A 25,543-nucleotide genomic window follows, 5' to 3' on the forward strand; every position below is an offset into this window, starting at 1 on the left:
GGCACCACCCCAACAGGCGCCACCAGGAGACTCCCCCATGAGATCACTCACCGAGCAGGACATCCGCACCTCGTTCGTCAACTGCTCGAAGGGCGAGGCCAAGCGGCTCGCGATCCCCCGCGATCTCGACACCCGCCCCTGGGCCGACCTGGACTTCCTGGGCTGGCGAGATCCCGGGGCACCGGACCGCAGCTACCTCGTCACCGAGCGGGCGGACGGGCTGATCGGCGTCACGTTGCGGTTCCCGTCCTCCCAGCGCGGCTTTCTGCACCGGAGCATGTGTTCGCTGTGCGTGACGACCCGCCCGGGCGGCGGCGTCTCCCTGATGACCGCGCGCAAGGCCGGCCCGGCCGGCCGCGAGGGCAATTCGGTCGGCCTGTACATGTGCACCGACCTCGCCTGCTCCCTCTACGTACGCGGCAGGAAGATCCCCGAGTCGGGCATCCGCATCGAGGAGAGCCTCACCGTGGAGCAGCAGATCGCCCGGACGGTGGGCAATCTGACCGCGTTCCTGGACAAGCTGTACGTCTGACGTCAGCCCTGCCGCCCACCCGAGATCACTCCTGCCCTACGGCGATCACGATCTTCCCCCGGTTGTCCCGCTGCTCCAGCCGCTCATGGGCGGCACGCGCCTCGGCAAGCGGTACGACCGTCTCGATCGGCACCCGGTACGTGCCCGCGGCCACCCGCTCCGCCAGTTCACGCAGGTCGGCGCGGGGGTCGTAGCCCCCGTGGATCTGGAGGTTGGTGAGCTGGAAGCCGAGGATCGACGCGTTCTTCGGGTAGAAGTCGCGGGTGTCGACGGTGCTCGGCTCCAGGGCGACATTGGCGAGCGCGACGACCCGGCCGCCGTGCCCGATCTCGCGCAGGCTGCGCCCGAAGGCCGGGCCGCCGACGGTGTCGAGGACGACGTCCGCACCCCGTCCGCCGGTGAGCCGTAGCACCTCGTCGACCTCCGCGTCGTCGGGGTAGGAGGACGTGTCGAGGGTGGCGTGGGCGCCGAACTCCCCTGCCCAGGCCGCCTTTTCGGGTGATCCGGCGAGGGCGATGACCCGGGCGCCGGTCTCGGCCGCGATCTGTACGGCCGCGCTGCCGACCCCGCTCGCGGCGGCCTTCACGACCACCGTGTCCTCCTTGGTGACCTGGGCGAGGCGCCGCAGGCAGTACCAGGCCGACAGCCAGGCGACGGGCAGCGCGGCCGCGTGCGCGAGGTCGATTCCGTCGGGCAGGGCGGCGACCCGGGTGGCCGGTACGGCGGTCAACTCGGCGTAGAAACCAGGTGAGTTCACGCCGTCGAGGGCCACGACCCGTTGCCCGACCGTGAATCCGGTGACGCCCTCCCCCAGCGCGGCGACCGTCCCGGCTCCCTCCACTCCGGGGATCAGCGGCGGCTTCCCGGCCCGGTGGTAGTTCCCGGACCTGATCAGGGCGTCCGCGCGGTTCACGCCCGCCGCGGCGACCCGCACCAGGACCTGCCCGGGACCCGCGACCGGGTCGGGCACCTCGACCGGTACCAGCACCTCGGGCCCGCCGAACTCGTCGATCCGTACCGCACGCATACCGCACCTGCTCCCTGTCACGGCCACCGAACTCGAGCCGATCCGCCTGACACCAGTTGAACTGGTGTCACCATGCGACACCCGATGAACTGGTGTCAAGGGCGGCCGCCGTCCTCGCGTACACCGCATGAACCGGTGTACGCGAGGTAAGCTCGCCGGCATGACCAACCCGCCCGTCTTCCCGTTCATCGGCGGACGCCCGTGCCTGAACTTCGTGGCGACGCTCGGCAAACGGCACGGCACGCCCCTGGAGCGACTCGCCGATCCCGCCGCCCTGGCCGGCTGGATCACGGAGGCGGAGCTGTCGGTGGGTGCCGAGCCGGTGCGGGTCACGGCCCGGGAGCTGGCGGACGCGCGGACCCTGCGCGAGGCGCTCTACCGTGTCGTACGGGACGCGATGGCCGGCCGGGAACCGGCGGCGGCCGATGTCGAGCGGGTCAACGAGGCCGCCGCGCGGCCGGATCTCGCGCCCCAACTGGGCGACCAGCGCTGGAAGTCGGCGCATCCGGCGCGCGCGGCGCTGGCGACGGTGGCCCGGGACGGCGTGCTGCTGGTGGGCAGTTCGCTGCTGGAGCGGGTCAAGGAGTGCGAGAACCCGGAGTGTTCCCTGCTGTTCCTCGACGACTCCCAGGCCCGCCGCCGCCGTTGGTGCTCGATGGACCGATGCGGCAACCTCGCGAAGATCGCGGGTTATCGGTCGCGCAGTCGGGCCGCCGTGACCGAGTGAGGTCGCACCATGCGGTGGTCCTCCGTATCGGAGTGGGGTGTCCTCAGGATGCGGCGGGTGTCCAGTGCGGGTCGCGGCCGAGGAAGGCGAGGAGCGTCTCGGCCCGGTCGTACTCGGCCGTCACCTCCAGCGCGGGCGCGAACACCTGGTAGGAATCGCGGAGTTGGTCGGCGAGCTGGTCCGCGGCCGGCCAGATCCCCTCGGCGAGGTCCGTGCTCAGTGACCGGTTCTGGCCGGTGGCCGCCGCGATGTCCCAGGCGTGCACGGCCGCGTCCATGGCGGCCGTCGCCGCGGCGAGCGGGAGGGGCATCGGGCCCAGCGGCGACGGTACCTGCTCGGCGTCGGCGGGCAGGTGCGCGTACGCGTCCGCCACCATGCGGAGCACCTTGTCGAGTTCGGCGGCCGGGTCCCCGTCCAGGGCGTCCGCGGGGTGGAAGGGGTCGGAGTCGGGCTGGTCGCCGGTGAGGACGAGGCCGAAGGCCTGCTGGTCGATGCGCGCGTGGTTGAGGACCTGCCGTACCGTCCACTCGCTGCACGGTGTCGGTGCCGCCCAAGCCGCCTCGGGCACGGCGGCGACCACCGCGCGCAGATAGTCGTGCGAGCGGGTCAGTACCTCGATGCCGTGGATGTTCGTCATGAACGTTCCCCTCGCCGTTGCTCTGTTCGGTGCCGACAATCTAGGACGACTTGCGGACAGTTACTGTCCTCAAGAGAAACGTTCGGCGCATCTGGTGAGAGGGAATAGGCCAAGGATGCGAGATGTCCGGGAGTGGACGGCGCCGCTGGTGCGGTTCCTGGGGCGGCACCGGGACCCGGTGGTCGTCCAGACGCTGCGGTCGGCGACCGCGGCGACGGTCGCGTACGTCGTCGCGCTGCGTCTGAGCCCGGAGCCCGCTCCGCTGACCGCTCCCCTGACCGCGCTCCTCGTCGTCCAGGTCACCCTCTACGCCACCCTCACCAACGGCATCCGGCGCGTGAACGCCGTGGTCGCGGGCGTCCTCGTCGCCATCGCCTTCAGCCTGCTGGTCGGTCTGACCTGGTGGAGCCTGGCCCTGCTGATCGTGGCCGCGCTGGTCGTCGGGCGGCTGGTGAAGGTCGACGAGTACGTGCCCGAGGTGGCGATCAGCGCGATGCTGGTCCTCGGGGTCACCACGGTCGGGAACACGGCCTGGGCGCGGGTCGTCGAGACACTGATCGGCGCGGTCGTCGGGCTCGGCTGCAATCTGCTGCTCGCTCCCCCGGTGTGGGTGGACGAGGCCGGCGAGTCGATCGAGGGCCTGGCCCGTCGGCTACGGCGGCTGATGCGGCGCATGGGCGAGGAAGCCGCGGGCCGCACACCCGTCGACCACGCCACCGCGCGGCTGCACGAGGCGCGCCGGCTCGACCACGACATCGTCGAGGTGGACGCGGCCCTGCGGCAGGCGGAGGACAGCCTGCGGCTCAATCCTCGCGTACGGGAGGGGCTGCTGCACCGGGTCGTGCTGCGGACCGGTCTGGACACCCTGGAGATCTGCACAGTCGTACTCCGTGTCCTCGCCCGTACCTTCACCGACCTGGCGAAACAGCGCGACCCCGAGCCGCTGTTCGCACCGCCGACGGGGGCCGCCGTGGAACAGCTGCTGTCCGAGATCGGGGACGCCGTGGTCAGTTTCGCGGTGCTGGTGACCACCGATGTGACGGTGAGCGCCGAGTCCGCGGAGTCACGGCTCACCACCGAGCTGCACACGGCCGCCGCGACCCGGGACAAGCTGGCCCAGCTGCTCCTGGAGGAGGTCCAGCGCGATGCCGCCCAGTGGCAGCTGCTGGGTGCCATGCTGACCGAGGTCAACCGCATGCTGGACGAGCTGGACACCGAGCACCGCTCGCGCCGGCTCCTTGAGGAACTCGACCGGTGCACCGCCGAGCAGCGGGAACGCATGCCGTGGCTGACCTGGCTGCGCGAGCGGGTGGGCGTGCCGGATCGGCTGCGCAGGAACCGGGACGGGGGCGCCGATCGTTCTAGGTGACGAAGTCACCTGGGGGCGGGGGCTTCCAGCAGTGGATCCCAGGGGGCGGGTCGCCCCTCAGAACACAGGGGAACGAGGGGGCGGGCGCATGACGGACAGCACCGTACGGATCGACGGGAACACCTTGCAGTTGCCCGGTGGTGTGGCGGTGCGGTTCATCCGCACGCTACGGCTGCCGGAGACGGGCACGCATGCGTTGCCGCCGGGGCTCGGCGAGTTCCCGGTCCGGCGGGTCGCGGACTTCCCGGACACCGTGCCCGCGGAGTGGCGGGCGCGGGGCGGGGTGATGCTGCCGGTGTATCTGCGCGAGGCGATGTGGCTGAGCTTCGCGGGCACGCGGGAGCCGGCCGCCCTCCAGGTCGGGGTGGGCAAGGTGTGCGCGGTCTCGGGGAGGCCGTGGAGCGACCGACTCTCGCGGGACCCGCAGAACTACGTGGTGCTGCCCCGCCAGCCGTGGCTCGACGGCATCAACTCCGGCAAGGGCACGGTCCGCCAGTTCGTCGCGGTCCCGCTCGGTCTCGGCGCGACCGTCGAGGGGCAGGTCACGGGCGAGGAGGTGTGGGGCGGCGTGCAACTGCAGTCCTTCCCGCTCGACGAACGGGAGTTGGCCACGTGGCGCGAGGCGGAGCGACGCCGGTCGCAGCAGGCACGCGCGCGTGCGACAGCCCTGCCGACCGGGGGCTACGGCATGCCCGCCATGCCGATGATGTCCGCGCCCGGCGCTCCGCCGGCACCAAGCCCCCGGGCCACCGCCATGGGCCTCGGAGTCGGCGGTTCGATGCACCAGGAGGTCTACGAGGACGACCGCCCGCTGACGTCCTGGGCCGACGCGCCCGCCGGGCGGGTCTTCGTGCACCTGGTGACGCCCCCGGAGTGGCGCCGCATCACCGGCGAGGCACCCCCGCCGTCACCGGTGGACCGGGCCGCGTACACCCGGGCGGGGCTCCCCTGGTTCGACTACTACGACCAGGATGCCGAGGATCTCGCCCCCACCGACACCCTGCGCGCGGTCCAGCCGGTCGGCGACTGGCTGGGCGACGATCACGAACCCTGGCAGGAGCCCGCGGCCGATCAGATACAGCCCCTCAAGGACGCGAAGGGCAAGCCGGTGGAGGACGGCGACTGGTAGGCCACTCACCCGGCGGTCGACCGGGTGAGTCACCCATCCGACAGGCGTTGCACCGTCTGCAACGCCTGTTGCCGGTCTTGCGCTCAACGGGCCCCGCACGCCAAGGTTGCTGTGACGACCGAGGCGAGCGACGACCTGAGGGTGTGGGCATGACGAGTGGTGCGGAGGCGTCACGCGAGGGCTGGAGCAGGCGCCGTTTCATCGGCGCCCTGGGCGGAACCGCGGCGGTCGTCGCGGTCCCCGCACCGGCCGCGGCACCGGCGGCCCCCGAATCGTCCCGTACGACCACACCGGAATCGTCGGCCGCGAAGGCACCGGCACCCGGGGCACGCAACAAGGGCAAGGACTCCGGGCCCCGCCCCCTCTACCTCGGCACGTACACCTCGGTCGACGGCGGCGGCACGGGCATCGGCCTGGCCGCCTACGACGCGACGACCGGCCAGATCACCGGCGCGGGCACGCTCACCGGGGTCGCCGACCCGTCGTACCTCACCGTGCATCCCGACGGCCGCACGCTGTACGCGGTCGACGAGCAGACGGCCGGCGCGGTGACCGCCGTACGCCTGGCGGACCGCAAGGTCCTCGGCGCGCGGAGCACCGGCGGCGCGGGCCCCTGCCACCTGTCCGTGCACCCCACCGGGCGCTGGCTGCTCAGCGCCAACTACACGTCCGGCAGCGTGGCCGTGCACCCGATCGACACCGCGGGCGCGCTCGGCGAGCGCACCGCGCTGGCCAAGCACTCCAGTCCGCAGCCGGGCCCCGGCCAGGACGGCCCGCACGCGCACCAGTTCGTGACCAGTCCCGACGGCGGCCATGTCCTCGCCGTCGACCTGGGCACCGACACGGTCTACACCTACCGCCTGGACACCACGAAGGGCACGCTCACCGAGGTCTCGCAGGCGCACACCCGCGCGGGCGCGGGACCACGCAGCCTCACGTTCCACCCCGGCGGCCGGTACGCCTACCTGGCCAACGAGGTCGACGACACCATCGCGGTCTGCGCCTACACCCCGGCCACGGGCGCCCTCTCGATCGGCGCCCCGCAGTCCAGCGGCAGCACGGGCAGTACCACCAACTACCCGGCGCAGATCCTGGTGACCTCGAACGGCGCGTACGCCTATCTCGCCAACCGGGGCGACAACACCCTTGCCCGGTACGCCGTCGAGGCGGACGGCGCCCGGCTCAGGCTGCTCGGCACGGTGCCGGTGTCCGGTGACTTCCCGCGGCAGATCGCGTTCTCTCCGGACGGCACGCTGCTGTTCACGGCGAACCAGAAGTCGAGCACGGTCAGCGTGTTCCACGTGGACGCCGGCACGGGTCAACTGCGGCTCGCGGGCGAGCCGTTCGCGTCACCGGTCGCCGTCTGTGCGCTGCCGCTGTAGGGGGCGCGGGCAGGACGCGGCGCTGGCCTGGGTGAGCAGCACGTGCATGCGCTCGGTGAGGTGGGAGACCGTGTCGGCGGGCGCGTGGAACGGCAGCCGTACGTCGCCGTGGGCGCGGGCGCGCTCGATGCGGAGGGTCAGACCGTGCCGGTCGACGGCGAGGGGCTGGACGCGGACCGCGCCGTGCAGGCTGTCGGGTTCGACGAGCCGGGTGAGCCGCTCGACCGCGTCGGAGTGGCAGTCGGCGAGGTGGGTCAGCAGCTGGGCCTCGGCCAGGGCCAGCGGGTCGGGTTCGGCGGCGGCGAACTCGTCGAGGTCGATGACGACCGCGCCGGTCGGCGGGCGCAGCACCACGCGCGTTGCCCGGAAGGCGAGTTGACCCTCCTCGGGCACGAACCACCCGGCGAGCCACAGCCGGGCCCGGATACGATTGCGCACGGGGACGGGCGCGACGTCCGCGAACTCCAGGACGGCGGACGGCTCGCCGCGGGGCGCGCAGATCGCGGCCGCCAACAGGGCGCTGTCCTCGGGTACTTGAAGGAGTACCCGGCCGTCGTCGTCCACACTGTGCGCACCGACGAACTCCTCGCGACCGCCCTCCGCGGTCACCGCGCAGGACCATGCGGCGGCGAGCACCGAGCGGGCCCGCTCGGCCGCGGCAGGCACGGCCGTCCACGTCTGGCTGTCACCCATCCCTGAACCTCCTTAGGTAAGCCTTGCCTAACTTACCGAAGATCGGGGCGCACGCCAACCACGCCACGCAATCTCTCCACCAAGTCCTCCAGGACGAGTTCCGGCCGACTCCAGGACGAGTTCAGGGCGAGATGACGCCCAGCAGCGCCCGCGCGCACAGATCACGCACCTGCTCCCGGCTCAGCTCCGGCCCCCGCAGCCACTCCAGACAGACGGCGGTGGTGAAGGCCAGCCACCCGCGCACCGCGAGCTTCGCGTCGGGCCGCTCCGCCACGGCCCGCCCGAACTCGGGATCCGCCGCCAGAGCGGCCAGGATCTGCCGCTCCTGCGCGGCCAACGCCCGCTGATAGACCCGCCGTACGGTCTGATCGCCCGCGGCGTCGGCGCGATGGAAGGCGCGGTAGCCGTGCGCGTGGGTGTGCACGTACTCAAGATACGTGTCGAGGGCGACGGCCAGTTGCTCACGGGCGGGCACGCCCGGCACGGCCGCTGTCATCCGCAGCATCCGCTCGCTCTCGCGCTCGACGACGGCCGCGAAGAAGTCGCGCTTGGTCGGGAAGTAGTGGTAGAGCAGCCCGCGGGAGACCCCGGCGATCTCGGCGACCTGCTCGATCCACACGTCGTCGTAGGGATCCTCCGAGAACAACCGCGCGCCCACCGTGAGGAGTTGCTCCCGGCGCTCCTCGGTGCTGAGCCGGCGGCGTGTGCGCTCACCCTGATTGGCGGCCATTCCCGCACTTTACTTGACGTCGGTTCAACAACGGGATCAGACTGAAAGCCGTTATTGAACCCACGTACAACAGGCTCAACCTGCCGCAGGATCAAGGGAGATCGCGTCATGGCGGAGACGACGACGGCGACGCCGCCCGCGCTGCCGAAGGGATTCCGGGACGCCGAGCAGGGCTGGCCCCACCTCGACCGCATCCCGCATCCCCCGCGCCGGGTCCCGCTGCTCGGTGACGTCCTCGGCGCCGACCGCCGCACTCCCCTCCAGGACTCGCTGCGCTTCGCCCGCCAGCTGGGCCCGATCTTCCGGCGGAAGGCCTTCGGCAAGGAGTTCGTGTTCGTGTGGGGCGCGGACCTGGTCGCCGACATGGCGGACGAGTCGCGGTTCGCCAAACACGTCGGTCTGGGGGTCGCCAACCTGCGGCCGGTCGCCGGGGACGGCCTGTTCACGGCGTACAACCACGAGCCCAACTGGCAGTTGGCGCATGATGTGTTGGCTCCCGGCTTCAGCCGCGAGGCGATGGCGGGCTACCACCCGATGATGCTGTCCGTGGCCGCGCGCCTCACCGACCACTGGGACCGCGAACTGACGGCCGGACGGTCAGTGGACGTCCCCGGCGACATGACCAAGCTGACCCTCGAGACGATCTCGCGCACCGGCTTCGGCCACGACTTCGGCTCCTTCGAACGCGGCCGCCCACACCCCTTCGTGACCTCGATGGTGGGCACGCTCAGCTACGCGCAGCGCCTCAACTCCGTACCGTCCCCGCTGGCCCCGCTCCTCCTGCGCACCGCAACTCGCCGCAACGAGGCGGACATTGCCTACCTCAACCGCACGGTGGACGAGATGGTGCAGAGCCGCCGTGAAAGCGGGGGCGGCGACGGCGACCTGCTCGACCGGATGCTCGACACCACCCACCCGGACACCGGCGAACGCCTCTCCCCCGAGAACGTCCGCCGCCAGGTCATCACGTTCCTCGTCGCCGGCCACGAGACGACCTCGGGCTCTCTGTCCTTCGCCCTGCACTACCTCGCCCGCCACCCGGAGATCGCGGCCCGCGCGCGTGCCGAGGTGGACCAGGTGTGGGGCGACACCGAGGCCCCCGGCTACGAGCAGGTCGCCAAGCTGCGCTACGTCCGCCGGGTCCTCGACGAGTCGCTACGGCTCTGGCCGACGGCCCCCGCGTACGCCCGCGAGGCCACCCGGGACACCGAACTGACCGGAGTCCACCCGATGCGCCGAGGCGCGTGGGCGCTGATCCTCACGCCGATGCTGCACCGCGACCCCGAGGTCTGGGGCGCGGACGCCGAGGAGTTCGACCCGGACCGCTTCGACGCCAAGGCCGTACGCTCCCGCGCCCCGCACACCTTCAAGCCGTTCGGGACGGGGGCGCGGGCGTGCATCGGCCGCCAATTCGCCCTGCACGAGGCGACGTTGGTCCTGGGCCTGCTGTTGCGCCGCTACGAGTTGCGCCCCGACCCCGCGTACCGCCTGCGCGTGACCGAGCGCCTGACGCTGATGCCGGAGGGCCTGCGCCTGCACCTGGACCGACGCACGGCAGCAACCCCGGCCGCAGAAGCCGTGTCCATCCCCGACAACGGCCGCTCAGAGCCCCGCTGTCCAGTGCACGGGACGGACGACTGACTCGGGCAACTTCGTCCCGGCGCTCCCCCGGGCCGCGTTGACCTGCGGCTGGGTGAGGAAGAACGCGCCCGTCAGATCCGCGTCCGTGAGATCGGCGTCCCGAAGGTCGGCACCGATCAGATCCGCACCGCGCAGGTCGGCCCCGGTGAGATCGGCGGCGATGAGGTAGGCACCGCGCAGATCGGCCCGGCTCAGATCGGCGCCCCTGAGCCGGGCACCCATGAGGTCGGCGCCCCGCCGCTCCTTCTTCTTGCCACGCACTCCGGCCCGCACCAGCTCACTGGTCCGGAGCAGAAGCGCGTTGGCCTCTTGCCGATGCGCGCCCACATCGAGCGCCGCGAGCTCTTCGGGGGTCCCGCGCGTGAGTTCCTCGGTACGGGCGAGGGCCCGGCGCAGGTCGGGGTGGACCGGTCCGGCGGCGGGGAGGGTGAGCGCCTCGGTCAGGTACCAGAGCAGTTCATGGAGCTGCCGTACGACGGGAAACACGTCGAACATCCGCCGGGCCTGCTCCCGGGGAGCCGTGCGCCAGTCCTGTCCGGCGAAGGTGACCTGCGAGACCTGCTGCCCGGCGCCGAAACAGTCGTAGACCGTGCAGCCGGTGAAGCCGCTGGGCCGGAGCTTCGCGTGGATTCCGCAACGGTGGTCACCCTGAAGGTTCGGGCACGGCGTCCCGGCGGCCTTGTCGAGCGCGAAGTCGGCCGAGACGGCGAAGGGCAGCGCCACACAGCACAGGCCGAAGCACCGGCCGCAGTCGCCGCGGAGGTCGGGCCGGTCCGCTATGTGATCTTCCATGACGTCCAGCCTACTGATGCGCGGGCAACACCCTGGACCCACATCGAACCGATCGGTACCATCTCTGCCATGCCCGTACCCAAAGGAACGGCCCTGGACCCCGACCGCACCCGCGCGACGCTCCTCGCCTCCGCGACGGAGATCCTCTACGAACGCGGACTGGACGGCGTCGGCGTGGCCGAGCTGTGCCGGGCCGTCGGCGCCTCCAAGGAGACGCTGTACCGCCACTTCGGTTCGAAGGACGGCTTGGTCGAGGCAGTGCTGGAGGCCCGGAGCGACCGGGTGGTGCGCTGGCTGACGGAGGCGGTGGAGGCGGCGGGCCCGGACCCGCGCGCCCAACTGACCGCGCTCTTCGACGTGTTGGGCGGCTGGTACCGGCAACCCGGCTTCCGGGGCTGCGCGATCGTCAACGCGGCGACGCAACGGCACGCTCCGCCCGCGCGCATCCTGGCGGACCTCCATCTGGCCCGCTACGGAGAGCTGCTCACCGGTATCGCCGAACGCGCCGGTGCCCGCGAACCCGCCCTCCTGGGACGGCAGTTGCTGATCCTCCTGGAGGGCGCCACGGTCGTGGCCGACCACCACGACCCGGACGGCCGAGCCGCCGAGGACGCCAGACTGGCGGCCCTCGCCCTGCTGTCGGCGCAGGAGGCGTGATGGACGTCCAGGGCCGCACAGCGCCCGGCTTCGAGAAGGTCGCGGAGGTCTTCGCCGCCAACTTCGAGCGGTACGGCGAGATGGGCGCCGCCTTCGCCGCGTACCGGGACGACGAACCCGTCGTGGACCTGTGGGCCGGGGTGACCGACCCCGAGACAGGGCGCCCGTGGCGCGCGGACACCCTCCAACTCGTCTTCTCCGGGGCCAAGGGCCTGACGACCGCGTGCGTGTTGCTGCTGGTCGAGCGCGGCCTGCTGGAACTGGACACCCCGGCCGCCCGCTACTGGCCGGAGTTCGCCGCGGCCGGCAAGGAGCGGATCACGGTCGGCGAGATCCTGTCCCACCAGGCGCGGCTGCCCGGCGTGCAACAGCCGGTCGGCGCCGAGGAGTTGCTGAACCCGGAGCACATGGCGGGACTCCTCGCCGCGCAGGCCCCGTCGACCGATCCGCGGGCCGCGTTCATCTACCACGCGCTGACCTGGGGCTGGCTGACCGGGGAACTGGTGCGCCGGGTGGACGGGCGGACCGTGGGCGCCCTGTTCGCCGACGAGTTCGCGGGCCCGCTCGGCCTGGACATCTGGCTGGGCCTGCCGGACACGGAGCACCACCGGGTCGCGACGACACTCGCGGGACCGGGTGTGCTGCGCCCGGAGGACGAAGACGAAGAGAACGACTCCTTGCAGGTCCTGACCCGCAACCCCCTCCTGACTCCCGACGCGCCCGCCCTGTGGAACTCCGCCGCTTTCCGGCGGGCCCAACTCCCGGCGGTGGGTGCATATGTGACGGCCCGTTCGATGGCCCGCTTCTACGTCTGCCTCGCCCGGGGCGGGGAGTTGGACGGTGTCCGGGTGCTCGACGAGGCGACCGTACGGCTCGGGCGGCGGGAACTGCGCCGGGGCGTCTCGGCCTTGTGGGGCACTCCCATGGCGTACGGCGCCGGGTTCGAACTCCGCACCGGACTGGGCCTGTTCGGCCCGCCGCCGGACACCTTCGGCCATGCCGGCGCGGGAGGCTCACGGCACGGCGCCTGGCCCGGTGAGCGGATCGGCTTCTCGTACACGATGAACCTGACCCGCGCAGAGCTCCCGGACCGGCGGCCCCTGGACCTGCTGGCCTCGTTGCACGAGGCAGCACTCACTTCCCCAGGGCGCCCGCATCGAGGCGCGCGAGCCGATCCGGATCGGACAGGATGTACATCTCGGTGATCCGGCCGTCGGCGACGGTGACACCCATGACCGAGAGCACCTGTCCCTCGGGGGCGTTGACGACGCCCACCGAGCCGTTGACCAGGGCGAGTTGGGCGTGGCGGGCGAACGGGGCGAACATGAGCGCCTGCTCGGCGATCGCTTGTGCGCCGCGCATCGCCTTGGACGCGGCCGCGCCTCGTACGAGGGCTCCGGAGTCGGCGCGCAGGGCCACGTCCGGGTGGAGGAGGGCGACGAGGGCGTCGAAGTCGCCCTCGCGGGCGGCGGCGAGGAAGGCCTCGACGATCTCGCGCTGACGGGTGAGGTCCGGGTCGGTCGACGGGCTCGCGTCCTGCACTCGACGGCGGGCTCTGCTGGCGAGTTGGCGGGTGGCGGCCGAGCCGCGTTCCACGATCGGGGCGATGTCGTCGAAGGGCACCGCGAACATGTCGTGCAGGACGAACGCGAGGCGTTCGGCGGGTTCCAGGGTCTCCAGGACGACGAGGAGGGCGAGGCCCACGGAGTCGGCGTGGAGTACTTCCTCCTCCGGGTCGAGCTCCGTGAGGGGTCTGATCAAGGGGTCGGGGACGAAGGTCTCGGCGAAGGTCTCGTCCATGGGGTCCTCGCGGCGCGACGCGCGGGAGCGCAGCAGGTCGAGGCAGACCCGGCCGACGACCGTGGTCAGCCAGCCGCCGAGGTTCCTGATGTCGTCCGCGTCGGCGCGGCTGAGCTTCAGCCAGGTCTCCTGGACGGCGTCCTCCGCCTCCGGCACCGAGCCGAGCATCCGGTAGGCGACCGCGCGCAGCCGGCCCCGGTGTTCCTCGAAGCGGTCCGCCAGAAGGTCCTCGTCGTTCATACCGTCCCCGTTCCCCGTCGTGGAAAGCCGGGGTGATCAAAACACGTCCGCCGCCGTCTCGCCCATGCGTTTGCGGGGCCGGCGGGGCGGGACGACGATGTGAGTCATGGACCCGGTCGGCGTCGCGTCCCGCAGGCTGCCGCGCATCGCGGCCCTGATCCTCGCCGTCCTCGCCACGGCGGTCCTCACCGTCACCGCCACGGCCCGCTCGACCGTGGTCTCCCCAGGTTTCTATCGGTCCGCACTGAACGAGCAGAAGGCCTACGACCGCCTCTACAACCAGGTGCTGGTCGACCCGAGGACCGCTGCGGTCACCCGGGGGCTGCTGGCCCGGCTGCCCGTTCCGGAGGCCCAGGTCACCTCCAATCTGAAGCTGGTGCTGCCGCCGGAGACGGTCCGGGATCTCACCGAGCAGCAGATCGACGCCGTGGTGGGCTATCTGGGCGGCAAGCGCGACGCGCTGGACCTCACGGTCGACCTGCGGCCGGTGCTGGCCAACCTGAACGACCTGGCCCAGATCTACTTCGGCGATCTCGTCGCCTCGGTCCAGGACCGGCCCGAGCCCGATTTCCAGCGCTTCTCGACCGACCTGTCCGCCGCCCTGGGTGCCGTGGTCGCGGGGCACGTGCCCGCCGGGCTGCCCGCCCTGCCGCTGACCGAGGCGCAGGCGGACCAGGCCGCCGGGACGCTGGTGAGCGGTCTGCCCGCCGCCGAACGGGATGCCCTGCGCCCTGCCGTCGAGACGGCGCTGCGGGACGGCGATGTCGCCACCGCGCTCGCGACCGTCGCCCCCGCCGTCGTGACGGACCGCACCCGTACGGCCGCCGCCCGGCTCCGCGCGACCGTCGACGGCGGCACCTGGAACCTCACGGACACCCTCGCCGCGTCCGGCAACGACCTGGCACCCCTCCACCGCGCTCACGCCTACACCGCCGTCGGACTCGGCCTGGCGGAGACACTCGCCGCAGCGCTCCTCGCCGTGGCCCTGCTGGTGCTGTGGGTCGCCGGGGGCTCCGCGCCTCCGGGCCGCCGTCTGCTGCCCCTGGGCTGGTCGCTCGCCGCCGGTGGGGTACTGGCCGGGCTGCTCGCCGTCCTGTTCCGGCTGGTCAGCGGTGGGCGGGTGATCGACCCGCCGGGTTCCTGGCCGCCGAGCCTGGCCCGGCTGGTCGACGACGTGCAGCGCACCGCCCTGGACCGGCTCACGACCACCGCCCTCACGACCGCCCTCGTCCCCGTACTGGCCGGCGCCCTCCTGACCGGCGTCGGCTGGGCCCTTCAGGTCAGGCCGCACGTCCCCTCACCGCCCCGCATCCGCTGGCTGGCGCTCGCCACAGGCGGCGCCGCCGTCGCCGGCATCCTGCTCGTGCCGTACGCCGTCACGCCCGCCGCGTCCCGTACCTGTGAGGGCAGCGCGGCACTGTGCGACCGGTCCTACGACGAGGTCGCCTACCTCACCTCGCACAACGCGATGTCCACGACCGTCGACCGGTTCATCGGCCCGCTTCAAGACCCGGGTGTCTCCGCCCAGTTGGAGGACGGGGTGCGTGCCCTGCAGATCGACACCTACCACTGGGAGCGGCCGGACGAGATCGCCCAGCGGCTCGCCGGGTCCGACTTCACCCCGGAACAGCGGAAGTTCATCGCCGCGGCCGTGGACAGGTTCAACCCGCCGCGCGAAGGCCTGTGGCTGTGCCACTCCGTGTGCCGGGCCGGCGCTCTCGCCCTGGTGCCCGTGCTGCGCGAGATCGGTGACTGGATGCGTGCCCATCCGACCGAGGTCGTCACGCTGATCGTGCAGGACGCGATCAGCGGCGAGGACACGCAACAGGCCTTCGCGCAGGCCGGGTTGAGCGATCTCGTGCACACCCCGGACGCCGATCCCGCGAAGCCGTGGCCGACGCTGGGTGAGCTGATCGACAGCGGGCGCCGGCTCATCGTCTTCGCCGAGCGGGCCGACGGCCCGGCGCCCTGGTACCGAAACTTCTACGACTACGGGATGGAGACACCGTTCGCGTTCCGCACGCCGGACGCGATGAGCTGCGTACCGTATCGCGGCGGCACCGGCAAACGTCTCTTCCTGCTCAACCACTTCATCACCATCGACGGCGGCAGCCGACTGGACGCGGGGAAGGTCAACTCCCGCCAGTACGTGCTCGACCGCGTCCACCGCTGCGAGCGGGAACGCGGTCGGCCGGTGAACTTCGTCGCCGTCGACTACACGACGATCGGCGACGCGGGTGGAGCCGTGGACACGCTCAACTCCGAGCGCTGAAGAGCCCGTTGCCCGACAGCTCGCTCAATAGCGTTGCGCCTTGGCCAACTTGGGGGTCAGTACCGGCTCCGGCGGCTTGGCACTGATGGCGACCGGCTGGGCCTTGGCGCCGGGGGCGAGGTTCTCGGCGCCGACGTAGCGGGTCTCCACCACCTTCCCCGAGGAGTCGAGGAAGTCGACCTGGACGGCGTAGGACGCCTTCTTGTCGGTCTTGTTGGTGATGGTGACGACGACGGCGAGCAGGCCGCTGGTCTGGGCGCGCGGTTTGCCGGTCATGGCGACGTCCGACATCGCGTTGCCCTGGCCCTTGACGTCCTTGAGCTCGTTCTGGGCGTCCTTGCTCGCGCGGGCCACCTCGGAGGACACGGAGGCCTCGAAGGAGGACGCGGCGGCCGATGCGGAGGACGCCGCGGCGGAGGCCCGGGCGCGGGCGGACGCGACCGCCGAGGACGCGGCCGACTTCAGGGCCGACGGTGTCATGCCCGAGAAGGAGGCCGTGTCCGGGGTCGAGGCCTGTGAGCTGCCGCTACCGCTGTCGTTGTCGTCGCCGCACGACACCAGCGCGACCGTGCTCGCCGCTACGACGGCGAGGACCAGGGCGGCCGGGCGGGCCCGGCGGAGCGACTTGCTGTTCAGTGGCTTGGTATTCATCGAAATGAACCTTATGCCGGACATTTCGACACTGCATGTCCTCGACGGCCACCCGGTGGAGCCCGCGACCAGCCGCAAAGCCCCTGCCCTACACCTCGTCCCGCGTCAGAGCGAGCAGCCGGTCCAGGACCCGTGGCCCGCCCGCCCGCACCCCGTCGTGCTCGAACTCGTCGGTGACCCAGGTGCGCAGGCCGCGGATCGCGCGGGCGGTCTGCAGGGAGTGGGTCGCGTCGACGTACATGTCGTCGTGGTACACGGCCGCGGCGACCGGGACCTCGTTGACGGCGAGGCGTGCGGGGTCGTAGAGGGGCTGCCAGTCGGTGTGGGCGGCGAGGAGTTCGGCGGTCTCGCGGAGCGGGCGCAGGGCGGGGTCGCAGTCGAACATCCAGGGGTGGATGGACTCACCGGTGAAGAGGAGGGGGCTGTCGCCCGCGAGGGTCTTCGCCGCGTCGAACTGCGGGAACTCGGCGCGGACCCGCTCCGCCGACCAGGCGGTGGGGCGGCTGTCCTGGCCGTAGACCGACTCGTGGACGAGGGCGTAGAGGGGGTGGCCGGCATAGGAGAGGGAGTTCTGGACCTCTTCCTGGAACGCGTCGGAGAGTTCGTGGCCGCTCGGGGTGCGGACGAAGGCGTTCTCCAGGAGGAAGTGGAGGCGGTGGCTGCCGTCGCTGCCGCCGAGCATGATGCCGAGGGACTGGAAGGCCTCGGCGGTGAGGCGGTAGCCGTTGGGGAGGACCGGCTCGTGCCGCATCAGGTGCTCGGCGATGCGGCGGGCGCGTTCCACGTCCTGCGGGTAGCGGTCGTAGTGGGCGGCGACCTTGCGTTCGATACGCGGGTAGGCAGCGCGGTAGACGTCGTCGGCGTGCGCGTCGAGGGACGGCAGACCGCCGGTGAGGACGGCGGCGCGCAGGCCTTCGGGGGCGGTGGACAGGTAGTTCACCGCGCAGAAGCCGCCGAAGCTCTGGCCGAGGACGGTCCAGGGGGCGCCGCCGGTGAGGGCCGGGCGGATCGTCTCGCAGTCCCGGACGATCGAGTCGGCGCGGAAGTGCGTGAGGTGCTCGGCCTGCTCGGCGGGGCCGCCGCGCAGCGGGAGCGTCTGGCGGGTGAGCGGGGTGGAGTGCCCGGTGCCGCGCTGGTCCAGGAGGAGCACGCGGTAGTCGTCGAGTGCGCGGTCGAGCCAGGCCTGTCTACCGACGAAACGATTCGCCCCGAAACCGGGTCCACCCTGGAGGTAGACCAGCCACGGCAGGTCCTCGCGGTGCGCCTTGTCGCTCGCGACGACCTCACGGGCGTAGAGCTCGATGGTCTCGCCCGTGGGCTCCTCGTGATCGAGGGGCACGGTGAAGTGGCGGTCGGTGAGGACGACGCCGGGCTGGCGGTAGCTGACGGACAACGGGTCTCCTGGGACGGACGATTTACGGGCCGCGTCACATCTCAGCACATGAGCGTCCGATATCCGACCCCCTGGATCATGAAATCCTGTCGATCGCTACTGACCGACCGATCAGCGGGCGGCGAGGCTGGAGCGGCGCACCACCAGTTCCGGCTGGAGCACGACCCGCCGGTGCTCGTGCGGACGCGCCGCGGTCTCCGCCTCCGTCTCCTCCAGGAGCAGCTCGGCGGCCAACGCGCCCATGGTGACGGCGGGTTGGCGGACCGACGTGAGCGGTACGGCCGCGGCCGCCGCGAACTCGATGTCGTCGTAGCCGACGATCGCGAGGTCGTCGGGGACACCGACCCCGGCCGCGTACATGGCCTGGAGCACGCCGAGGGCGAGGAGGTCGTTGGCGCAGAAGACGGCCGTGGGCCGGTCGGCGAGGCCGAGCAGCCGTGCTCCGGCGTCGCGTCCTGCGGCCACGTCGAGCCGGTCGGTGGGCAGCTCGCGCAGCGCGTCGGGGTCGAGACCGGCCTCGGCGAGCGCGTTCTTCGCGCCCGTACGGCGGTCCCGTACCTGGTTGAAGCCGGGCGGGCCGCTGACGTACGCGATGGAGCGGTGCCCCGCGTCGACCAGGTGCCGCACCGCGAGCGCGCCGCCGGCGACGTCGTCGACGGAGACCGAGCACTCGGTGGTGCCCTCGGCGACCCGGTCGACGAGCACGAAGGGAATGCCGTGCCGCCGGAACGACTCGATGTTGCGTCCGGTCGCGTCGGCCGGGGTCAACAGCACGCCCCGCACCCGCTGTTCGGCGAAGAGCGAGAGGTAGTCGGCCTCCTCGACGGGGCTCTGCGCGCTGTTGCAGACCATCACACCGAGCCCCGACTCGCGCGCGGCCCGCTCGGCGCCGCGGGCCACGTCCACGAAGAACGGGTTGCCCATGTCGAGCACGAGCAGCCCCATGATCCGGCTGCGCCCGGCGCGCAGCTGGCGCGCGGACTCGCTGCGGACGTAACCGAGGCGGTCGATCGCGGACAGCACCCGGGCCCGGGTCTCCGTGGCGACGGTGTCCGGGCGGTTGATGACGTTCGAGACCGTGCCGACGGAGACTCCGGCGGCGCGGGCGACGTCCTTGATACCCACCGGCTGGGCCATCAGGCGGAGACCTCCAGGGTGACGTGGGACGGCGGGCAGGTCTTCACATTACCGCCATGACCTGTGCCGACTCCTGCGGCGGTGCCGCTCACGCGGGCAGGGCGAAGTCGACGACGTGGAGTGCCGAGGGGGTCGTACCGCTCGACTTCTCCTGATACATGAAAGACAGCACGTTGTCCGCCCGCACCCGCGGCTCGTCGACGACGACCTCGCCGAACGCGTTCAGACCGCTCCCGTCGTACAGCAGCGCCCAGTCCGTGTAGCCCGAGGCCTTCGAGGCGCCCGCGATACGGCCGTAGGGCAGCACGGCATAGGCGTTGTCGTACTTGTCCAGGACCAGCTTGGTGCGCTGGCTGGAGTTGAGGGCGACGGGGATCTCGGTCTTCTGCCAGCTGCCCGACGCGTTCTTGCGGACGTGGAAGGCGCGGCCGTTGGCGGTGCGGTCGGTGACGTAGTTGGTGGTGCACTGGCCGAAGCGGCCGGGGACGTAGCTGATGATCGTGTGCGGGAGGCCGGTGGAGTCGGTGGACTGGCTCTCCTGGTTCATCAGGGAGTGGTCGGGGTCGAGCGGGTCGACGACCAGTCCTGCGTCCGTGACGGCCACGGTGTTCGAACTGCCCGTTGTTCCTACGGCAGTTCCCGCGTCGTTGCGCCAAGTGCGGCCCCGGTCGGTCGAGTAGACGTAGCCGGTGTCGTGGTTGGTGATGCCGCCGCTGTTGCACATCACGGCGGCGGACTGCTCGCGCCAGGTGAAGAAGGAGTGCAGGCGGCCGTTGACGTCGTAGTCGATGCCGTGCAGGTACATGTTGCGGGCGGTGCTGGAGCCGTGCGTGCTGGTGTAGGTGCCGGTCGAGGCGCTCCACTCCCCCAGCGCGGTCCACTTCGAACCGTCGTACTCCGCAAGGGCGTTGCGCCCGTTGCCGGAGATCCCGACGCGGTAGCTCAGCTGCAGCTTGCCCTCGGGGGTGGCGATGAACTGGGGGTAGGTGAACTGGGTGGTGAGTGCCACGCCGTCCAGCGTTGTCTGTACGGCGCCGAGGACGGCCGAAGTCCAGGCGGTGGACGCCGGGTTGTCGAGGAGACCGGCGACCGACTTGACGTAGAAGAAGCCGTCGCTGTGGGAGTCCAGGTTGAGGTGGAGACGGCCGTCGACACGGGAGACGCCCATGGAGACGACGTTGTGCGAGTCGTCGCTCTTGAGGGTGTGGGAGAGGGTGACCGTGGACCAGGTGGTCGCGCCCAGGACGCGGCGGGCGACGACGGCGTGCTTGGTGGCGGTGTACCAGGCCGCGTACTGATAGCCCTTGTAGGTCAACAGGCCGTTCTTCTGGAACGAGTTGTTGTTGACCAGGCCGTCGTACGAGACGAAGTAGACCGCCTGGGCGTCGAGTTGGGTGGTGCTCTTCTTGGTGACGGACGGGCCGGGGTCGGCCGCCCGTGCGATGCCCGGCGTTGCCACGGCCGCAAGTATGGCGGTCGTGAGCACGGCGCGTCTTCTCATGAGCGGCTCCTGTGGGGGATCACGCGAGGTGGAAGACCTCGGTGAGGGGCTTCATCGCCTCGTCGGGACGGGCGCCGTCCAGGGACTCGAAGAACGGCGCCATCTCCGCCTGCCAGCGGGAGTTGATGTCGGTGGCTTCCATGCCGGCCCGGGCGGCGGCGAAGTCCTCGGTCTCCAAGTAGCCGACCAGCAGGCCGTCTTCACGCAGGAAGAGCGAGTAGTTGTGCCAGCCGGTGGCCGAGAGCGCGTCGCGCATCTCGGGCCACACGGCGGCGTGCCGCTCGCGGTACTCGTCGAGGCGGTCCGCCCGGACCTTCAGCAGGAAGCACACGCGCTGCATCAACACCCCTGTATCTACTAGAAGTTGAACTGGTCGATGTTCTTCGCGTCGAACACGGTCGGCTTACCGAGGTTGATCACGCCGTCCTTGCCGATGGTGTACGACGTCCCGCCGGCCTTGAAGGTCTCGCCCTCCTTGCCGGTGATCTGCCCCGACACCAGCGCCACTGCCGTCTGCGCGGCGAGGGCGCCGAGCTTCGCCGGGTCCCACAGCTCGAAGCCGTCGACGGTGCCGTTCTTGACGTACTTGCGCAGGTCGTTGGGGGTGCCGAGGCCGGTCAGCTTGACCTTGCCCTTGTACTTGGAGCCGGACAGGTACTGGGCGGCGGCCTTGATGCCGACGGTGGTCGGGGAGATGATCCCCTTCAGGTTCGGGTGCTCCTGGAGGAGGCCCTGGGTCTGCTGGAAGGACTGCTGGGCGTCGTCGTTGCCGTAGGCGACCTTGACCAGCTTGATGTTCTTGTACTTCGGGTCCTTCAGCTCCTCCCGCATGAAGCCGATCCAGGTGTTCTGGTTCGTCGCGGTCTGCGCGGCCGACAGGATCGCGATCTCGCCCTTGTAGCCGATCTGCTGGGCGAGCAACTGCACCTCGGTACGGCCGAGGTCCTCGGCGCTGGCCTGTGAGACGAAGGCGTTGCGGCACTCCGGGTTGGTGTCGGAGTCGTAGGTGACGACCTTGATCTTGTTGCTCATGGCCTGCTTGAGCGCGGTGCACAGGGCGCCCGGGTCCTGCGCGGACACGGCGATCGCGTTCACCTGCTGCTGGGTGAGCGTGTTGACGTAGGAGACCTGACCAGAGGTGTCGGTGGCGCTGGTCGTGCCAACTTCCTTGTACTTCTCGCCCAGTTCGGTGAGCGCCTTCTCGCCGCCCTTGTCGGAGGTGGTGAAGTACGGGTTGTTGACCGCCTTCGGCAGGAAGGCGACGGTGAGCCCCTTCTTGAGCGCGGCATTCGGATCGGCCTTGCCACCGGTGACGGCCGACCCGGTGTTCTCGTCCTTCACGTCCTTCTTGGTGGTGCCACCGCAAGCGGTGGCGACGAGGGTGAGCGAAGTGACGGCGACGAGGGCCGCAAGTGCACGGCGAAGGGATGTTTTGCGCATGGCAGGGGTTCCTTAGATACGAGGGATGAGTGAGACGCCCTGAAGGGGCGCGGGGAACTGCGCGACCAGCCACAGCCGACCGGCAGCTTTCGAACGACCTATCCGACGGCGCGCGCAGCAGCCCTCGCGATGGCAATCTGGCGTGCGACCCGAGGCCCAAGTACAGAGACCACCAGCAGAACACCGGTGACAACGATCTGAGACTGCGCGGAAACGTTCACCAGACTCATCACGTTCTGCAGCGCCCCGAGCAGAAAGACACCAGCGACCGCACCTCCCAACGTCCCCTTCCCACCGTCGAAGTCGATCCCGCCGAGCAACACCGCGGCCACGACAGACAGTTCGAGCCCGGTCGCGTTGTCATACCGAGCACTGGCGTAGTGCAGCGCCCAGAACACCCCGGTGAGAGAAGCCATCAACCCGGTCACCGTGAACAGGATCAGCTTCTGCCGCCGCACCCGAATACCGGCGAACCGCGCCGCTTCCACGTTCGCCCCGATCGCGAACAACGACCGCCCGAACGGCGTCGCATGCAACACGACCACAGCGATCGCGAGCAACACGAGGAAGGGCAGGAAAGCCCGCGGCAGGAACGTGCCCCCGAGCCGCCCGGACGCGAAGTCCAGGTACTGCGTGGGGAAATCGGTCACGGCGTCGGACCCGAGCACGATCTGCGCGATCCCCCGATACGCGGCGAGCGTGCCGATCGTGACGGCGAGGGACGGCAGCCCCAGCCGGGTGACGAGAAGCCCGTTGATCAGTCCGCAGACCACACCCAGCAGCAGGCAGATCGGGATGATCGTCTCGATGGTCATGCCGTCGTTCCACAGCTTGCCCATCACCGCGCCCGACAGGCCGGCCGTGGAGGCGACCGACAGGTCGATCTCGCCGGCGACGACCAGCAGGGTCATCGGAAGGGCGATCAGCGCGATGGGAAGGGTGTTGCCGATCAGGAACGACAGGTTCAGCGCGTTGCCGAAGCCGTCCACGAAGGAGAAGGAGAACAGCAGCAGGACGATCAGCAGGGCGCCGACGACCGTGTCCCAGCGGATCGCGCGCGTCAACGAGTCAGGCATGGCGGGCGTTCCTCTTCTTCAGTGCGGTGGCCACACGCAGGGCGACGATCCGGTCGACGGCGATGGCGAGGATGAGCAGGATGCCGTTGATGGCCAGCACCCAGACGGAACTGACGCCGAGGGCGGGCAGCACACTGTTGATCGAGGTCAGCAGAAGTGCGCCGAGGGCCGCGCCGTAGACGCTGCCGGAGCCGCCGGTGAAGACCACCCCGCCGACAACCACCGCGCTGACAACGGTGAGTTCGTACCCGGTGCCGGTGCCGGAGTCGACGTTGCCGAAGCGGGCGAGGTACATCGCGCCGGCGAGTCCGGCGAGCCCGCCGCAGAAGGTGTACGCGGCGAGGGTCCGCTTACGGACGGGGATGCCGGCGAGCCGGGCGGCCTCGGGGTTGGAGCCGAGCGCGTACAACTCCCGTCCGCTGCCGAAGTGTTTGAGGTAGTAGGCGGTGGCGACCAGCACGGCGAGCGCGATCATCGCCAGCCAGGGCACGGCCGACAGTCCGCCGGAGCCGAAGTCCACGAACCCGCCCGGGAGATCGGCGGCGGTGATCTGCCGTGAGCCGACCCAGATGGAGTCGACGCCCCGGATGATGTAGAGCGTGCCGAGGGTGACGACCAGCGCGGGCACCTGCCCCAGACTGACCAACAGCCCGTTGACCAGGCCGAGTCCGACACCGAGCAGGACCGCCAGCAGGATCGCGATGACAGCGTTGCCACCGCCCTGGAGGTAGTCACCGGTGGCGAAGGCGGTGATGCCGAGCGTGGAGCCGACGGACAGGTCGACGTTGCGGGTGATGACGACCAGCGACTGCCCGGTGGCGACCAGCACCAGGATGGTCGCGTTGAGGAGCAGGTCCTTGATGCCCTGCTCGGACAGGAACTGACTGTTGCCCGCCTGGGTGATGCCGATCATCACCAGGAAGACGACCAGGATGGCGAGTTCACGCATCTTGAAGACCCGGTCGACGAGCCGCGTACTGCTCGACTCGGGCACTTCGGCGGCGGGCGCGGGATTGGGAGCCGTAACCGTCATGCGGCGGCCCTCCCGGTGGCTGCGGCCATCACGGTTTCCTCGGTGGCTTCGGAGCGGGGGATCTCGGCGGTGAGGCGGCCCTCGTGCATCACCAGCACGCGGTCGGCCATACCGAGGATCTCGGGCAGATCGGAGGAGATCATCAGGACGGCGACCCCTTCGGCGGCCAACTCGCTGAGCAGCCGGTGCACTTCGGCCTTGGTGCCGACATCGATGCCACGGGTCGGCTCGTCGACGATCAGCACCTTGGGGCCGGTGGCCAGCCACTTGGCGAGGACGACCTTCTGCTGGTTGCCGCCGGAGAGGGTGTTGACGGTGTCGGCGATCCGCGCGTACTTGACGTGCAGTTTCACCGCCCAGTCGAGGGAACGGCTGCGCTCGGCGCCGCGGTCGACCAGGCCCGCCTTCACCGTCGTACGGAGGCCGGTCAGGCCGATGTTCCGCTCGATGGACATGTCCATCACCAGGCCCTGGGCCCGCCGGTCCTCGGGGACCAGGGCGAGGCCCGCGGCCATCGCGGTCGACGGGGCGCCGTTCGTCAGCGACCTGCCGTCGACCTCGACCCCGCCGGCGTCCCACCGGTCGATGCCGAAGACGGCCCGCGCGACTTCGGTGCGGCCGGCGCCGACAAGCCCGGCGAGGCCGACGATCTCTCCGCGCCGTACGTCGAAGGAGACATCGGTGAAGACGCCCTCGCGGGTCAACCGCTTGACGCTCAGGGCGACTTCACCGGGTTCGACGTCCTGCTTGGGGTACAGCTCGTCCAGGTCGCGGCCGACCATGCGTCGTACGAGATCGTCCTCGGTCATCCCCTCGATCGGCTCGCTGGAGATCAGCGCCCCGTCGCGCAGGGTGGTGACGCGTTGGCAGATCTGGAAGATCTCCTCCAGGCGGTGCGAGATGAACAGGACGGCGGCGCCCTGTTCGCGCAGGGTGCGGACGACGCCGAAGAGGCGGGCGACCTCGCTGCCGGTGAGGGCGGCCGTCGGCTCGTCCATGATGAGGACGCGGGCGTCGAAGGAGAGCGCCTTGGCGATCTCCACGATCTGCTGGTCGGCGATGGACAGTCCGCGCGCCGGGCGGTCGGGGTCGAGCTCGACGCCGAGCCGCTTCATCAGGGCGGCGGTCGCCGCATAGGTGGCCTTGTGGTCGATACGGCCCAGCGCGCGGCGGGGCTGGCGGCCCATGAAGATGTTCTCGGCGATCGACAGGTCGGGGAAGAGGGTCGGTTCCTGGTAGATCACGGCGATACCCGCGTCGCGGGCGTCACCGGGGCCGTGGAAGAGGACGGGCGCGCCGTCGAGCAGCACCTGGCCGGCGTCGGGCCGGTGCACACCGGCGAGGGTCTTGATGAGAGTGGACTTGCCCGCGCCGTTCTCACCGGCGAGTGCGTGCACCTCACCGGGGAACAGTTCGAGGGACACGTCCCGCAGGGCGCGCACCGCGCCGAAGGACTTGGAGATGCCCTTGAGCGCGAGCACCGGGGCCGGACCCGCTTCTGACGGGTGGGTCATGAGGGGCTCCTCGACGACGCCGGCGGGTAGGCCCTCACAGCGTCGTGAAAGGTTTCAACTTGGTTGCCGGGACGTTAGGCGCGCCAGCCTTGTCACGTCAATGGGTCCGCGTCGAAAAACTTTCGATAGCCAAAGGTCACATTGAAGTCACGGGCCACAGGGTTCGCCGT

Annotated in this window: 24 protein-coding genes; 9 read left to right on the forward strand and 15 right to left on the reverse strand. The window is 70.8% G+C overall.

Features of this window, described 5'->3' with window-relative positions; genetic code table 11:
* Positions 1-37: 37 nt before the first annotated feature.
* Entirely contained in the window at positions 38-532 is a 495-nt protein-coding gene (locus tag OG504_RS07060; protein ID WP_405988951.1) for an FBP domain-containing protein, read from the forward strand.
* A gap of 25 nt (positions 533-557) precedes the next feature.
* Here the strand turns inward: OG504_RS07060 and OG504_RS07065 are convergent, their stop codons facing one another.
* Positions 558-1,559, reverse strand: coding sequence for a zinc-binding alcohol dehydrogenase family protein (locus OG504_RS07065; RefSeq protein WP_405988952.1), 1,002 nt, complete (start codon positions 1,557-1,559; stop codon positions 558-560).
* Positions 1,560-1,719: 160 nt separating this feature from the next.
* On the opposite strand from OG504_RS07065, the gene OG504_RS07070 reads away from it, so the two are divergent.
* Positions 1,720-2,286 (forward strand): CGNR zinc finger domain-containing protein, encoded by a 567-nt coding sequence (locus OG504_RS07070; RefSeq protein WP_405988953.1) that lies wholly within the window; start codon positions 1,720-1,722, stop codon positions 2,284-2,286.
* A gap of 43 nt (positions 2,287-2,329) precedes the next feature.
* Here the strand turns inward: OG504_RS07070 and OG504_RS07075 are convergent, their stop codons facing one another.
* Positions 2,330-2,923: a TIGR03086 family metal-binding protein gene (locus tag OG504_RS07075; RefSeq protein ID WP_405988954.1), complete on the reverse strand. Its 594-nt coding sequence runs from the start codon at positions 2,921-2,923 to the stop codon at positions 2,330-2,332.
* Between the two features lie 115 nt (positions 2,924-3,038).
* Here OG504_RS07075 and OG504_RS07080 point away from each other — a divergent pair, with 115 nt between their 5' ends.
* The 3 genes from OG504_RS07080 (at position 3,039) to OG504_RS07090 (ending at position 6,803) form a co-directional block, all read left to right on the forward strand.
* Positions 3,039-4,292, forward strand: coding sequence for an FUSC family protein (locus OG504_RS07080; protein WP_405988955.1), 1,254 nt, complete (start codon positions 3,039-3,041; stop codon positions 4,290-4,292).
* Between the two features lie 88 nt (positions 4,293-4,380).
* Complete coding sequence (locus OG504_RS07085; protein ID WP_405988956.1) at positions 4,381-5,421, forward strand: hypothetical protein; 1,041 nt, start codon at positions 4,381-4,383, stop codon at positions 5,419-5,421.
* 149 nt (positions 5,422-5,570) lie between these two features.
* A complete protein-coding gene (locus OG504_RS07090) occupies positions 5,571-6,803 on the forward strand; it encodes a lactonase family protein (RefSeq protein ID WP_405988957.1) in 1,233 nt (410 codons plus the stop codon).
* Here OG504_RS07090 and OG504_RS07095 read toward each other — a convergent pair.
* Positions 6,771-7,496, reverse strand: a complete 726-nt coding sequence (locus OG504_RS07095; protein WP_318020559.1) for a DUF2470 domain-containing protein — start codon at positions 7,494-7,496, stop codon at positions 6,771-6,773. The genes OG504_RS07090 and OG504_RS07095 overlap by 33 nt on opposite strands.
* Before the next feature lie 121 nt (positions 7,497-7,617).
* Positions 7,618-8,226: a TetR/AcrR family transcriptional regulator gene (locus OG504_RS07100; protein ID WP_405988958.1), complete on the reverse strand. Its 609-nt coding sequence runs from the start codon at positions 8,224-8,226 to the stop codon at positions 7,618-7,620.
* Between the two features lie 108 nt (positions 8,227-8,334).
* Between OG504_RS07100 and OG504_RS07105 the strand changes: the two genes are divergently transcribed.
* Positions 8,335-9,867 (forward strand): cytochrome P450, encoded by a 1,533-nt coding sequence (locus tag OG504_RS07105; RefSeq protein ID WP_405988959.1) that lies wholly within the window; start codon positions 8,335-8,337, stop codon positions 9,865-9,867.
* Here OG504_RS07105 and OG504_RS07110 read toward each other — a convergent pair.
* Positions 9,829-10,659 (reverse strand): pentapeptide repeat-containing protein, encoded by an 831-nt coding sequence (locus OG504_RS07110; RefSeq protein WP_405988960.1) that lies wholly within the window; start codon positions 10,657-10,659, stop codon positions 9,829-9,831. The two genes, OG504_RS07105 and OG504_RS07110, sit on opposite strands and share 39 nt — an antisense overlap.
* A gap of 69 nt (positions 10,660-10,728) precedes the next feature.
* Here OG504_RS07110 and OG504_RS07115 point away from each other — a divergent pair, with 69 nt between their 5' ends.
* Complete coding sequence (locus OG504_RS07115; RefSeq protein ID WP_405988961.1) at positions 10,729-11,316, forward strand: TetR/AcrR family transcriptional regulator; 588 nt, start codon at positions 10,729-10,731, stop codon at positions 11,314-11,316.
* Positions 11,316-12,521, forward strand: coding sequence for a serine hydrolase domain-containing protein (locus tag OG504_RS07120; RefSeq protein ID WP_405988962.1), 1,206 nt, complete (start codon positions 11,316-11,318; stop codon positions 12,519-12,521). The genes OG504_RS07115 and OG504_RS07120 overlap by 1 nt, the downstream gene beginning before the upstream one ends.
* Here the strand turns inward: OG504_RS07120 and sigJ are convergent.
* A complete protein-coding gene (gene sigJ / locus OG504_RS07125; protein ID WP_405988963.1) occupies positions 12,451-13,356 on the reverse strand; it encodes an RNA polymerase sigma factor SigJ in 906 nt (301 codons plus the stop codon). The two genes, OG504_RS07120 and sigJ, sit on opposite strands and share 71 nt — an antisense overlap.
* Before the next feature lie 106 nt (positions 13,357-13,462).
* Here sigJ and OG504_RS07130 point away from each other — a divergent pair, with 106 nt between their 5' ends.
* A complete protein-coding gene (locus OG504_RS07130; RefSeq protein WP_405988964.1) occupies positions 13,463-15,628 on the forward strand; it encodes a PI-PLC domain-containing protein in 2,166 nt (721 codons plus the stop codon).
* Between the two features lie 24 nt (positions 15,629-15,652).
* Here the strand turns inward: OG504_RS07130 and OG504_RS07135 are convergent, their stop codons facing one another.
* From OG504_RS07135 to OG504_RS07175, 9 genes are all read right to left on the reverse strand, one after another.
* On the reverse strand, positions 15,653-16,279 hold the full coding sequence (locus OG504_RS07135; protein WP_405988965.1) for an FxLYD domain-containing protein: 627 nt from the start codon (positions 16,277-16,279) through the stop codon (positions 15,653-15,655).
* 88 nt (positions 16,280-16,367) lie between these two features.
* On the reverse strand, positions 16,368-17,672 hold the full coding sequence (locus tag OG504_RS07140; RefSeq protein WP_405988966.1) for an alpha/beta fold hydrolase: 1,305 nt from the start codon (positions 17,670-17,672) through the stop codon (positions 16,368-16,370).
* A 111-nt stretch (positions 17,673-17,783) separates the two neighbouring features.
* The gene (locus OG504_RS07145; RefSeq protein WP_033278942.1) at positions 17,784-18,809 is read right to left on the reverse strand and encodes a LacI family DNA-binding transcriptional regulator; all 1,026 of its coding nucleotides are present in this window, start codon (positions 18,807-18,809) and stop codon (positions 17,784-17,786) included.
* 88 nt (positions 18,810-18,897) lie between these two features.
* The gene (locus OG504_RS07150; RefSeq protein WP_405988967.1) at positions 18,898-20,310 is read right to left on the reverse strand and encodes a BNR repeat-containing protein; all 1,413 of its coding nucleotides are present in this window, start codon (positions 20,308-20,310) and stop codon (positions 18,898-18,900) included.
* Positions 20,311-20,329: 19 nt separating this feature from the next.
* A complete protein-coding gene (locus OG504_RS07155; protein ID WP_405988968.1) occupies positions 20,330-20,650 on the reverse strand; it encodes an L-rhamnose mutarotase in 321 nt (106 codons plus the stop codon).
* 17 nt (positions 20,651-20,667) lie between these two features.
* The gene (gene rhaS / locus OG504_RS07160; RefSeq protein ID WP_033278945.1) at positions 20,668-21,750 is read right to left on the reverse strand and encodes a rhamnose ABC transporter substrate-binding protein; all 1,083 of its coding nucleotides are present in this window, start codon (positions 21,748-21,750) and stop codon (positions 20,668-20,670) included.
* A 98-nt stretch (positions 21,751-21,848) separates the two neighbouring features.
* Entirely contained in the window at positions 21,849-22,826 is a 978-nt protein-coding gene (locus OG504_RS07165) for an ABC transporter permease (protein ID WP_405988969.1), read from the reverse strand.
* Positions 22,819-23,859, reverse strand: coding sequence for an ABC transporter permease (locus OG504_RS07170; protein ID WP_033278947.1), 1,041 nt, complete (start codon positions 23,857-23,859; stop codon positions 22,819-22,821). The genes OG504_RS07165 and OG504_RS07170 overlap by 8 nt, the downstream gene beginning before the upstream one ends.
* Positions 23,856-25,373 (reverse strand): sugar ABC transporter ATP-binding protein, encoded by a 1,518-nt coding sequence (locus OG504_RS07175; RefSeq protein ID WP_405988970.1) that lies wholly within the window; start codon positions 25,371-25,373, stop codon positions 23,856-23,858. Before OG504_RS07175 ends, OG504_RS07170 begins: the two co-directional genes overlap by 4 nt.
* Positions 25,374-25,543: the final 170 nt, after the last annotated feature.

It is taken from the genome of Streptomyces sp. NBC_00986 (genome assembly GCF_045162565.1).
In the GTDB taxonomy this organism is placed as follows: Bacteria; Actinomycetota; Actinomycetes; order Streptomycetales; family Streptomycetaceae; genus Streptomyces.